The 12,084-nt window shown below is 61.0% G+C and carries 9 protein-coding genes; all 9 read right to left on the reverse strand.

The annotated features are described in order from the left end of the window. Positions 1-36: 36 nt before the first annotated feature. A complete protein-coding gene (gene dnaE / locus SA496_RS19945; RefSeq protein ID WP_120654870.1) occupies positions 37-3,561 on the reverse strand; it encodes a DNA polymerase III subunit alpha in 3,525 nt (1,174 codons plus the stop codon). A gap of 106 nt (positions 3,562-3,667) precedes the next feature. After that, complete coding sequence (gene rnhB / locus SA496_RS19950; protein ID WP_120654869.1) at positions 3,668-4,270, reverse strand: ribonuclease HII; 603 nt, start codon at positions 4,268-4,270, stop codon at positions 3,668-3,670. Beyond that, positions 4,270-5,403 carry a lipid-A-disaccharide synthase gene (gene lpxB / locus SA496_RS19955; RefSeq protein WP_120654868.1) on the reverse strand — a complete coding sequence of 378 codons (1,134 nt, stop codon included), beginning with the start codon at positions 5,401-5,403 and terminating at the stop codon, positions 4,270-4,272. The genes rnhB and lpxB overlap by 1 nt, the downstream gene beginning before the upstream one ends. Before the next feature lie 4 nt (positions 5,404-5,407). Beyond that, positions 5,408-6,184 (reverse strand): acyl-ACP--UDP-N-acetylglucosamine O-acyltransferase, encoded by a 777-nt coding sequence (gene lpxA / locus SA496_RS19960; RefSeq protein WP_120654867.1) that lies wholly within the window; start codon positions 6,182-6,184, stop codon positions 5,408-5,410. Then, entirely contained in the window at positions 6,181-6,621 is a 441-nt protein-coding gene (gene fabZ, locus SA496_RS19965; protein ID WP_077527680.1) for a 3-hydroxyacyl-ACP dehydratase FabZ, read from the reverse strand. The genes lpxA and fabZ overlap by 4 nt, the downstream gene beginning before the upstream one ends. 48 nt (positions 6,622-6,669) lie before the next feature. Next, entirely contained in the window at positions 6,670-7,731 is a 1,062-nt protein-coding gene (lpxD, locus tag SA496_RS19970; RefSeq protein ID WP_120654866.1) for a UDP-3-O-(3-hydroxymyristoyl)glucosamine N-acyltransferase, read from the reverse strand. Next, positions 7,731-8,234 carry an OmpH family outer membrane protein gene (locus SA496_RS19975; protein WP_120654865.1) on the reverse strand — a complete coding sequence of 168 codons (504 nt, stop codon included), beginning with the start codon at positions 8,232-8,234 and terminating at the stop codon, positions 7,731-7,733. The genes lpxD and SA496_RS19975 overlap by 1 nt, the downstream gene beginning before the upstream one ends. A gap of 42 nt (positions 8,235-8,276) precedes the next feature. After that, entirely contained in the window at positions 8,277-10,628 is a 2,352-nt protein-coding gene (gene bamA / locus SA496_RS19980) for an outer membrane protein assembly factor BamA (RefSeq protein ID WP_120654864.1), read from the reverse strand. A gap of 74 nt (positions 10,629-10,702) precedes the next feature. Continuing rightward, the gene (rseP, locus tag SA496_RS19985; RefSeq protein WP_330114348.1) at positions 10,703-12,055 is read right to left on the reverse strand and encodes a sigma E protease regulator RseP; all 1,353 of its coding nucleotides are present in this window, start codon (positions 12,053-12,055) and stop codon (positions 10,703-10,705) included. Positions 12,056-12,084: the final 29 nt, after the last annotated feature.

Raw genomic sequence — 12,084 nt, forward strand, 5'->3', positions numbered from 1 at the left:
AAATCGGGCCGCTGCGAGCGTGCAATCACGTTCGCATCAGCGGTAGTGCAGGAAGACGTTGTCGCGCCCGAACTGGTCACGCAATGCCTGAATCAAAGCGTCGGCCGGTGCGATTCGCCAGTTGTCGCCGAACTGCAGCACAGCCTTCGCGTCATTACCGCTGTAGTCCAGCGTCAGCGGGCAGGAGCCGCGATGGCGGCCGCAAAGTTCAGCCAACCAGCGCAAGCGATCGCCTTGCAGGGCGCTGAAATCCACTTTCATGCGCAGGCTCTCGGCGAGGCCGGTGCGCGCCTCTTCCAGGCTAAGCACGCGCTTGGCGCGCAAGCGCAGGCCGCCGGAGAAATCGTCATGGCTGACCTCCCCTTCGACAACCACCAGGGCGTCGGTCTGCAGCAGCCCCTGGGCAGTGTTGAAGGCCTCGGCGAAGAGCGAGGCTTCGATGCGGCCGGAGCGGTCGTCAAGGGTGATGAAGCCCATCTTGTCGCCTTTCTTGTTCTTCATTACCCGCAAGTTGACGATCAGGCCGGCAATGATCTGGGTGTCGCGCGCTGGCTTGAGCTCGACGATGCGCTGGCGGGCGAAGCGGCGGATCTCGCCTTCGTACTCGTCGATCGGGTGACCGGTGAGGTACAGGCCCAGGGTTTCCTTCTCGCCCTTCAGGCGCTCCTTGAGGGATAGCTCCTTGGCGTTGCGGTGATTGGCGTACATGTCGGCCTCAGGCTCGGCGAACAGGCCGCCGAAGAGGTCCATGTGCCCGCTGTCATGACTGCGAGCGGTCTGCTCCGCCGCCTGGATGGCCTCTTCCATGGCGGCCAGCAGCACCGCTCGGTTGCGGTCAATGCCAGCCTGATAAGCCTTGGGCTCGTTGCTGAAGAACGGTCCTAGGCGATCGAGCGCTCCACCCCGAATCAGGGCCTCCAGGGTGCGCTTGTTGATGCGCTTGAGGTCGACACGGTTGCAGAAGTCAAACAGGTCCTTGAACGGACCACCTTCGGCGCGGCATTCGGTAATGGCCTCCACCGGTCCCTCACCCACGCCCTTGATGGCGCCCAGGCCGTAGACGATCTGGCCGTCATTGTCGACGGTGAAGCGGTATTCGGAATTGTTCACGTCTGGGGCGACGATGCGCAGCTTCATGTGCCGGCATTCTTCGATCAGCGTCACCACCTTGTCGGTGTTGTGCATATCCGCAGTGAGCACCGCGGCCATGAAGGGTGCCGGGAAGTGCGCCTTGAGCCACGCGGTCTGGTACGAGACCCAGCCGTAGGCGGCGGAGTGGGACTTGTTGAAGCCGTAGCCGGCGAACTTTTCCACCAGGTCGAAGATGTTGCCCGAGAGGTTCGGGTCGATGCCGTTGTTGGAGCAGCCTTCAATGAAGCCGCCGCGCTGCTTGGCCATTTCCTCGGGTTTCTTCTTACCCATGGCACGTCGCAGCATATCCGCGCCACCAAGGGTGTAGCCGGCCATCACCTGAGCGATCTGCATCACCTGTTCCTGGTACAGGATGATGCCGTAGGTGGGCTTGAGCACCGGCTCGAGGCCGGCGTACTGGTAGTCGGGGTGCGGGTAGGAAAGCTCGGCACGGCCGTGCTTGCGGTTGATGAAGTCATCCACCATGCCGGACTGAAGCGGACCCGGGCGGAACAGCGCCACCAGGGCGATCATGTCCTCCAGGCAGTCGGGCTTGAGCTTCTTGATCAGTTCCTTCATGCCGCGCGATTCGAGCTGGAAGACCGCGGTGGTCTCCGCCTTCTGCAGCATGTCGTAGGTTTTCTTGTCGTCCAGCGGGATGCGGTCGATGTCGACCAGGGGCTTGCCCAGCTTCTCCTGCTCCCGATTGATCATCTCCATGGCCCACTTGATGATCGTCAGGGTACGCAGGCCGAGGAAGTCGAACTTCACCAGGCCGGCGGCCTCCACATCGTCCTTGTCGAACTGGGTCACCAGGCCGGTGCCCTCTTCGTCACAGGCGATCGGAGAAAAATCGGTAAGTTTGGTCGGCGCGATCACTACACCACCGGCGTGCTTGCCGGTGCCCCGGGTGATGCCTTCCAGCTTCAGGGCCATGTCCCAGATTTCCTGGGCCTCTTCGTCCACCTTGAGGAAGTCCCGCAGCGCTTCTTCCTGGTTGAACGCGGCCTCCAGGGTCATACCCACTTCGAACGGGATCATCTTCGACAGACGATCCGCCAATCCGTAGGACTTGCCCTGCACGCGCGCCACGTCGCGCACCACCGCCTTGGCCGCCATGGAGCCGAAGGTGATGATCTGGCTCACCGCATTGCGTCCGTACTTGTCGGCCACGTAGTCGATCACCCGGTCGCGGCCATCCATGCAAAAGTCGACGTCGAAGTCGGGCATGGATACCCGCTCAGGGTTGAGGAAGCGCTCGAACAGCAGGTCGTAGGCCAATGGGTCGAGGTCGGTGATCTTCAGTACGTAGGCAACCAGGCTGCCGGCACCCGAGCCCCGGCCCGGCCCTACCGGCACGCCATTGTTCTTGGCCCACTGGATGAAGTCCGCAACGATCAGGAAGTAGCCGGGGAAGCCCATCTGGATGATCGTGCCGAGTTCGAACTCCAGGCGATCGATGTAGAGCTGGCGTTTCTCTTCGTAATCGGGCGTGGTTTCCTTCGGCAAGAGCACGGCCAGGCGCTCTTCCAGGCCCTCGAAGGAGGCATGACGGAGGTAGTCATCGATGCTCATGCCGTTGGGTGTGGGGAAATCGGGCAGGAAGTGCTTGCCCAGTTGCACCTCGATGTTGCAACGCTTGGCAATCTCGACGGTGTTCTCCAGCGCTTCCGGAATATCGGCGAACAGCTCGGCCATTTCCTCAGGAGACTTGAGGTACTGCTGATCGGAGTAGTTGCGAGGACGGCGCGGGTCATCGAGGACACGGCCCTCGCCGATGCAAACGCGGGTCTCGTGGGCCTCGAAGTCGCCGGGCTTGATGAAACGCACGTCGTTAGTGGCCACGAGCGGCGCACCACAGCGGCTGGCCAGGGCGACGGCAGCGTGGACGTGCTCCTCGTCGTTGATGCGAGAGGTACGCTGCAGCTCCAGATAGAAGCGGTCGGGGAACACACTCTGCCACTCAGCCAGCATGGCCTCGGCGCTCGCCGGGTCATTGTTGAGGAGGGCCATGCCGATCTCGCCCTCCTTGGCACCGGACAGGGCGATCAGGCCTTCGGCCGCCTCCTTCACCCATTCGCGCTGGATAATCACCAGGCCATTGCTCTGACCGTCGGACCAGCCGCGGGAAACTAGCTCAGTCAGATTGCGGTAACCCTTGGCGTTCATCGCCAGGAGCGTCATGCGGCTGAGCGGGCCGTCCTCGAAGGGACTGGCCAGCCAGATGTCCGCGCCGCAGATGGGCTTGATGCCGCCGCCCATGGCGGTCTTGTAGAACTTCACCAGCGAGCACATGTTGCTCTGGTCGGTGATCGCCACCGCCGGCATGCCCGCTCCCGCCACGGCCTTGACCAGTGGCTTGACCCGTACCAGGCCGTCTACCAGGGAGTATTCGGAATGCAGACGCAGATGGACGAAAGAAGCGGTCATGGAAGTCCTATGCAAAACGCGAAAACGACAGGGCCCGGATTGTACCGGGCCCTCGGACAAAGCTACAGGCTTGGGGCAAGGTCGCGGATAGGCGCGACATTGCGCCTCAATAACCGCCTTCGATGAGATCCCGGACCGGGCCGAAAGAACGGCGATGGATTGAGGTGGGGCCCAGTCGGCGCAAGGCTTCCAGATGGACGGCCGTGGGGTAACCCTTGTGTCCGGCGATGCCGTAACCCGGGTAAAGCGCGTCCAGTTCGGCCATTTCACGGTCACGGCTGACCTTGGCCAGGATGGACGCGGCGGCGATCGCGGGAACCTGGCTGTCGCCTTTGACCACAGGAGCGCTGGGCACCTTGAGCTTGGGACAACGGTTGCCGTCGATAAGGGCCAGCTTCGGCGTCACACTGAGGCCCTCCACTGCGCGCTGCATGGCCAGCATGGTCGCGTGAAGGATGTTCAGCTGATCGATCTCTTCCACTTCGGCGCGCGCGATGCACCAGGCCAGAGCCTTTTCGCGTATTTCGTCGAACAGCGCATCACGACGGGCTTCGGAGAGCTTCTTCGAATCGTTAAGGCCGAGGATCGGCCGTGCCGGGTCGAGGATCACCGCGGCCGTCACCACCGGACCACAGAGGGGGCCACGGCCAACTTCGTCGACACCAGCCACCAACTCTTCTACCAGACTGAAATCCAGACCGAGTTGCATCAGGACACTCCAATCAATTTCAGGATGGCATCGGCCGCCTCGCGCGAGGCGTCTCGGCGCAGAGCGCGATGAATGACGTCGAAACCGTGCGTCTGCACCTCGCCGTCGTCGAGCAGGGGCGAAACGGCCTGGGCAAGCGCCTCCGGCGTAGCGGCATCCTGCAGCAGCTCGGGCACCAGCAAGCGCTGGGCCAGCAGGTTGGGCAAGGACACGTACGGGCTTTTCACCAGGCGCTTGAGAATCCGATAGGTCAGCGGTGCCACCTTGTAGGCCACCACCATCGGGCGCTTGTACAACAGTGCCTCCAGGGTGGCAGTCCCAGAGGCGATCAGTACCGCGTCGCAAGCGGCCAGAGCGTCATGGGAGCGGCCGTCGAGCAACTTCAACGGCAAGTTTCGACTGGCTAGCATCGCCTCGATCTGCACCCTCCGCTCCGGGCTCGCACACGGCAGAACGAAACGGATACCGGGGCGAATCGAACGCAGACGCTCGGCAGCATCGAGGAACAACTCCCCCAGCCTGCCCACTTCACCACCGCGGCTACCGGGTAGTAGCGCTACAACGGCAGAGTCTTCCGGCAAGTCCAGCGCCCTGCGAGCGGCTGAGCGATCGGCCTCCAGCGGGATGGCATCGGCCAGCGGATGCCCGACAAATCGGACCGGAACGCCTTTCTCTTCGTAGAAACGTGCTTCGAAGGGGAAGAGCGTGAGCATCAGATCGCAGCCTTCGCGGATCTTCAGTACACGTTTCTGCCGCCAGGCCCAGACCGAAGGGCTGACGTAATGCACTGTCTTGATACCGGCACGACGAAGCTTGAGTTCGACGCCGAGGGTGAAGTCAGGTGCATCGATTCCAATAAAAACGTCAGGGCGCTCGTCGATCAGGGTCCGGATGAGCTGTTTGCGGCGTGCCAGCAGCTCCGGGAGGCGCCCAAGGACTTCCACCAGTCCCATGACTGCCAGGCGTTCCATGGGGAAATAGGATTCCAACCCTTCTGCCTGCATAAGCGGGCCGCCAACGCCAATGAACTGGGCGTCAGGATGGCGCGCCTTTAGCGCGTGCATCAGGGTGGAGCCGAGAATATCGCCGGACGCCTCGCCGGCAACCAGCGCGATGCGCAATGGACGATTCATGTGCTCAGCGGGTAATGCCGCGGGTCGAGGACTGGATGGAGTCGCGGAAAACTGCCACTTCCGGGAACTGCGCAGCGGACTCGGCCAGTTCGGCCAGCGCCTGCTCCACGGTCAACCCCTGGCGATAGACCACCTTGTAGGCACGACGCAGAGCGGCGATGGCCTCGGCACTGAAGCCACGACGTCGCATGCCTTCGAAGTTCATGCTGCGGGCCTCGGCTGGGTTGCCGAAAACCGTGACGTATGCCGGAACATCCTTGCCGATTGCCGTGCCCATACCGGAGAAGCTGTGGGCGCCGATGCGGCAGAACTGGTGGACCAGGGTATAGCCGGACAGGATCGCCCAGTCATCCACATGTACGTGGCCGGCCAGTGCAGTGTTGTTGACCAGGATGCAATTGTTGGCGATCACGCTGTCGTGACCGATATGCACGTAGGCCATCAGCAGATTGTGGTCGCCGATAGTGGTCTCGGAGCGGTCCTGCACGGTGCCACGATGGATGGTCACGCCTTCGCGGATCACATTGTGGTCACCGATCACCAGGCGCGTGGGTTCACCCTTGTACTTGAGGTCAGGCGTGTCTTCACCCACCGAAGAGAACTGGTAGATGCGATTGTGCTTGCCAATACGGGTCGGTCCCTTGATGACCACATGCGGTCCGACCACGGTCCCCTCGCCGACTTCCACATCGGGTCCAATGATCGACCAGGGGCCGACCTGAACTCCATCCGCCAGCTTGGCTGCCGGATCGATAATGGCGCGAGGGTCAATCAAACTCATAGTTTGCGTTCCGCACAGATAATCTCGGCCGAGCATACTTCCTTGCCATCGACGCTGGCATGGCAGTCGAACTTCCAGATGCCGCGTTTGACGCTGAGGAACTGCGCACTGAGGATCAACTGATCGCCCGGTAGCACCGGCTGGCGGAAGCGCAACTTATCGGAACCCACGAAGTAATAAAGGGTGCCGTCCGCAGGCTTGACGTCGAGCATCTTGAAGCCAAGGATGCCCGCCGCCTGGGCCATGGCCTCGATGATCAGTACGCCCGGCATGATGGGATGCTGCGGGAAGTGGCCATTGAAGAAGGGCTCGTTGATGCTGACATTCTTGTAGGCGCGAATGCGCTTGCCTTCAACATCCAGCTCCACCACCCGATCTACCAGGAGGAAAGGGTAGCGGTGCGGCAGATATTCGCGAATCTCGTTGATGTCCATCATGTTCCTGGAGCCTTTTCAGAGGATTGGGGATGCACGGCGCGGCGTGAATCACGCTTCTGATGAAGCATCCCCGCCCGGGGTCACTGCCGCCAGGCGTTTTTCCAGTTGCTGCAGACGACGCGCCATGTCGTCCAACTGGCGGATCCGGGCAGCGCTCTTCTTCCAATCCGCGGCAGTCTGCATCGCGGTACCGGAGGAATAAGCACCCGGCTCGGTGATATTGCGAGTCACCATGGTCATGCCGGTGACAAACACGTTGTCGCAGACCTCGATATGGCCAACCATGCCCACGCCACCGGCGATCATGCAGTTGCGGCCAATCTTGGTGCTGCCGGAAATGCCCACACAGCCAGCCATGGCGGTGTTGTCACCGACCTGCACGTTGTGGGCGATCATGATCTGGTTATCCAGCTTCACGCCATTGCCGATCAGCGTATCGGAGAGGGCACCACGGTCGATGGTGGTATTGGCCCCCACTTCCACGTCGTCGCCCAGGGTAACGCCGCCGATCTGTGCGATTTTCTGCCAAACGCCCTTTTCGTTGGCGAAGCCGAAGCCCTCACCGCCTATCACGGCACCGGACTGGATCACGACACGCTTGCCGATCTTCACGTCGTGATAAAGGGTCACGCGCGGCGCGAGCCAGCCGCCCTCACCAATCACGGTACGGGCACCTACGACGCAGTGGGCGCCCAAGGTCACTCCGGCCCCGATCTGCGCACCGGACTCGATCACCGCATAAGCTCCAACGCTGGCACTCGGGTCAACCTTGGCATCAACCGCCACCACAGCGGTCGGATGAATGCCGGGCTGAGCCTTCGGCTTCGGGTCGAACAAGTGGGATAGCTCGGCGTAGGCCAGATAGGGATTGGGTACCACCAGCGCGTCGCCGGCAAAGCCCTCGGCATCAGCCTGAGTCAGCAACACCGCTCCCGCCTTGCAGTCGGCAAGGAACTTGCGGTACTGCGGATTAGCCAGGAAGCTGAGGTGGCCAGGGCCGGCCTCCTGCAGGGTGGCCAGGCCGGTGATCGCTTTTTCCTCGGAACCACGCACGGTGGCTCCGAGACGCTCAGCCAGTTGGCCCAGAGTGAAGACCGGAGTTGCCATCATCAGCGCTGCTGGTTCATGCGCTCAATGACTTGGCGGGTGATGTCGTACTGCGGCTTGACATCAACCACAGCACCACGCTCCAGCACCAGGTCATAGCTGCCTTGCTTCAGGACTTCTTCAACAGCCTTGTCCAGCTTCGGCTTGAGCTGCTTGAGCATGTCGCGGTCAGCAACGGCCTTGGCTTCGTTCAGTTCCTTGGACTGGAACTGGAAATCGCGGGCCTTCTGCTTGAATTCAAGCTCCAAGCGCTCACGTTCGGCTTGTTGCATCTTCTCGCCGTCTTTCACCAGACGGTCCTGGATACGTTTGGCGTCGCTCTCCAGGGTCTTCAGTTTGTTCAGCTGGGGACCGAATTTCTTCTCGGCATCGACCGCGTACTTCTTGGCGGCGTCGGACTCGAGCAGGGCCATTTGATAGTTCAGTACCGCAATCTTCATTTCCGCGAAGGCCGGAGTCGCCATCATGGCAGCGGCAACCAGAACGAATTGAGTCAACTTACGCACGATGCAACTCCTGCAACACTTACTGTTGTCTTGAAATAACACTTAGAAGGTCTGGCCCAGAGAGAACTGGAACACCTGGGTATCGGCATTGTCCGGTTTCTTGACAGGCATGCCCAGACTGAAGCTCAGCGGACCCAATGCAGTGATCCAGGTCAGGCCGACACCCACGGAACTGGCCAGGTCACCGGCGTTGATGCTGCTGCAGTTGGTCGCAGTAGACGAGCAACTGGTATCGAATACGTTACCCACATCCCAGAACAGCACAGTACGCAACTGGCGCTGGTCCTTGACGAATGGCATCGGGAACAGCAACTCGACACCACCCTGGATCAGAACGTTGCCACCGAAAGGCAGCGGATCCTGGTCCGGGTCGAAAGCAGTGCCCGGCTTGGTACCTTTGCTCGGTGTGCTGCGTGGGCCCAGGCTGCTGTCTTCGAAGCCACGCACGGAGTTGAAGCCACCCGCGAAGTAATGCTCGTAGAACGGCAGCTCGGAAGTGGAGCCGTAGCTGTCGCCGTAGCCCAACTCGGTGTGCCAGCGCAGGGCAGTGTTCTGGCTCAGCGGAGTGAACAACTGGCCGCGGTAGTCGAGCTTGTAGAACGACAGGTCGCTACCCGGAATGGTGCTTTCCAGCACCAGGCTCTGGGAATGACCACGAGTGGCCAGCACGCCTTTGTTCAGGGTCGATTCGGACCAGCCGATGGAGCCCTTGAAGTTCAGGTAGCTGTCGCCTTCCTGATCGATGAAGTCAAAGATCTCGTCGACGGTATAGATGCCGGTGTTGATCTTGTCCTGCTGCACGGTCAGGCCGTAGGTAAGGCGCCCGGTCTCACTGATCGGGTAGCCGATGCTGACGCCCGCGCCGTAGCTGTCCACCGCATAGCTGGATACGTCCACGTCGAGGTCGTCGTAGTCGGTGCTGCGATAGAAGGCGTTGTAGCCCAGGCTCACGCCGTCCGGTGTCCAGTAGGGGTCAACGAAACCGAAGTTGTAGCGGGTCTGGTACTCGGAACGCGTCAAGCCAATGCTGACCTTGTTACCGGTGCCCAGGAAGTTGTTCTGGCTGATGGAGCCGCCCAGGATCAGGCCCGCACTCTGGGCGAAGCCCACGCTGGCGGTGATGGAGCCGGACGGCTGCTCTTCCACGGTGTAGTTCACGTCGACCTGGTCGTCGGTGCCAGGCACCTGCGGGGTCTCGACGTTGACTTCCTTGAAGAAGCCGAGACGCTCAAGACGAGTCTTGGACTGGTCGATGAGGTAGGTCGAGGCCCAGCCACCTTCCATCTGACGCATTTCGCGGCGCAGTACTTCGTCTTCGGTCTTGGTGTTGCCGCGGAAGTTGATACGGTTGACGTAGGCACGTTTACCCGGATCGACCACGAAGGTGATGGAAACGGTGTTGTCCTCGTCATGGGCCTCCGGGACGCCGTTCACGTTGGCGAAGGTATAGCCCTCGTTACCCAGGCGACGGGTTATCAGCTCGGAAGTGGTAGTCATTACCTTGCGCGAGAAGACCTGCCCCTTCTGCACCAGCAGCAGCTTCTTCACTTCGTCTTCGGGAACCTTCAGGTCACCGGAGAGCTTGACGTCGCTGACGGTGTACTTCTCGCCCTCGTCCACGTTCACGGTGACGTAGACGTGCTTCTTGTCCGGAGTGATGGATACCTGGGTGGAGGAGATATCCATGTTGATGTAGCCGCGGTCCAGGTAGTAGGAGCGCAGACGCTCCAAGTCACCGGAGAGTTTCTCGCGGGCGTACTTGTCGTCGTTCTTGAAGAAGGACAGCCAGTTGGTGGTCTTCAGTTCGAACAGGTCGATCAGGTCTTCATCAGAGAAGACAGTATTGCCGACGATGTTGATGTGCTGGATGGCCGCAACGGAGCCTTCGTTGATCTTGATCTTCAGCGCTACGCGGTTACGCGGCTGCGGATTCACATCAGCCTCGATCTCGGCGGAGTATCGGCCTTGGGCCACGTACTGGCGCTGCAGTTCGTTACGCACACCTTCAAGGGTCGCGCGCTGGAAGATTTCACCTTCGGCAAGGCCCGACTGTTTTAGCCCTTTGAGCAGGTCTTCGGTGCTGATGGCCTTGTTGCCTTCGATCTCGATGCTGGAAATCGACGGGCGCTCGACTACGGTAATGACCAGCACATCGCCATCGCGACCCAGTTGGATATCCTGGAAGAAGCCGGTCTTGAACAGTGCGCGGGTAGCTTCGACCAGACGACGGTCGTCCGCGGTGTCACCGACGTTGAGCGGAAGTGCGCCGAACACGCTGCCAGCGGAAACCCGCTGCAGGCCGTTGACGCGAATGTCGGAGATGTTGAAGGACTCGGCGTGAACCTCGGCGATCATGAGTGCGGCAAGCACCGCAGGTAGCAGCAGGCGTTTCATGAAGTCCTTTTTTATTCCAACCGGTAATAAAGAATCTGCCGCACAAGGCGGCAGACTCGAAATTCAGTGACTCGTTACAGACGGCTCAGATCGTTTACCAGGGCGAGCAACATCACCCCCACGACCAGACTGATACCGATCTGCACCCCCCAAGCCTGCACCCGCTCCGATACTGGGCGACGCCGCACCAGTTCGATCAAGTAGAACAGCAGGTGCCCCCCGTCCAGGACAGGAATTGGCAACAGATTGAGAACCCCCAGGCTTATGCTCAGATAGGCGAGGAAGTTCAGAAAATCCCCCACCCCGGACTGGGCCGAAGCGCCCGCCACTTTAGCAATGGTTATCGGCCCGCTCAAGTTTTTTACCGAGAGCTCGCCAAGCAACATTTTCTTTAAGGAATCCAGAGTTAGCAGGCTCATGGACCAGGTTCTGGCCATCGCTTCGGTAACAGCATCCAGCGGTCCGAAACTGACCTCCCGTAGCATTTCAGCGGGCCAATCCACACCTTTCACCCCAGCGCCCAGGTAGCCACTGCGAGCTTCGCCTTCGCCCCGAGCAGCCAGGCTCAATTGAACATCGCGCACCTGCCCATCGCTCTCGACACGCAAGGTAACGCGCTCAGCAGGACGCTTGCGGACCCGCTCCACCACCTGCTGCCAATCGTCCAGAGGCTGCCCATCAAGTGCCAACAGGCGGTCGCCGAGCTTGAGACCAGCAGCCTGGGCAGGGCCTTTCGGATCGAGTTCAGCGAGAATCGGCGGAATCGCCGGGCGCCAGGGCGTGATACCAAGGGCGCCGATAGGATCGGGCTCGTCGACGCCTTTGAGCCAGTTGTTCAACTGCAGCTCATGGCTTTGCTCGGTCGAAGCACCGGACTCGCGCACACTCACCCGCAGCGTGCCGCTTTCACCCAGACGGCGCACCAGCTGAAGGTTGACCTGCGACCAGCCAGTGACGACCTCACCATCTACAGAAATGATTTCTTCGCCAGCTTCAAGACCGGCACGGGCAGCAATGCTGTCCGGCGCAATGCTGCCTATCACCGGCTTCACCTGCTGACTGCCGAGCATGGCCAGTACCCAGAAGAACAGCAGTGCGAGTAGGAAGTTGGCGATGGGACCGGCAGCCACAATGGCGATGCGCTGCCCAACCGGCTTGCGATTGAAGGACTGACCAAGCAGCTCTTCGGGCACTTCAGCCTCGCGCTCGTCCAACATCTTCACGTACCCACCGAGGGGGATGGCAGCGACTACGAACTCGGTGCCGTGGCGATCATGCCAGCGGAACAGGGCCTTGCCGAAGCCCACGGAAAAGCGCAGGACCTTGACCCCGCAGCGCCGTGCAACCCAGAAGTGACCAAACTCGTGAAAGGTCACCAGCACCCCGAGGGCGATCAGGGTGCCAACAATCATGTATAGAGCGTTCATCGGTTTCCTCCGGAACAGGCGGGCTGTCT

The sequence above is a fragment of the Pseudomonas sp. JS3066 genome (genome assembly GCF_036328175.1).
Classification (GTDB): Bacteria; Pseudomonadota; Gammaproteobacteria; order Pseudomonadales; family Pseudomonadaceae; genus Metapseudomonas.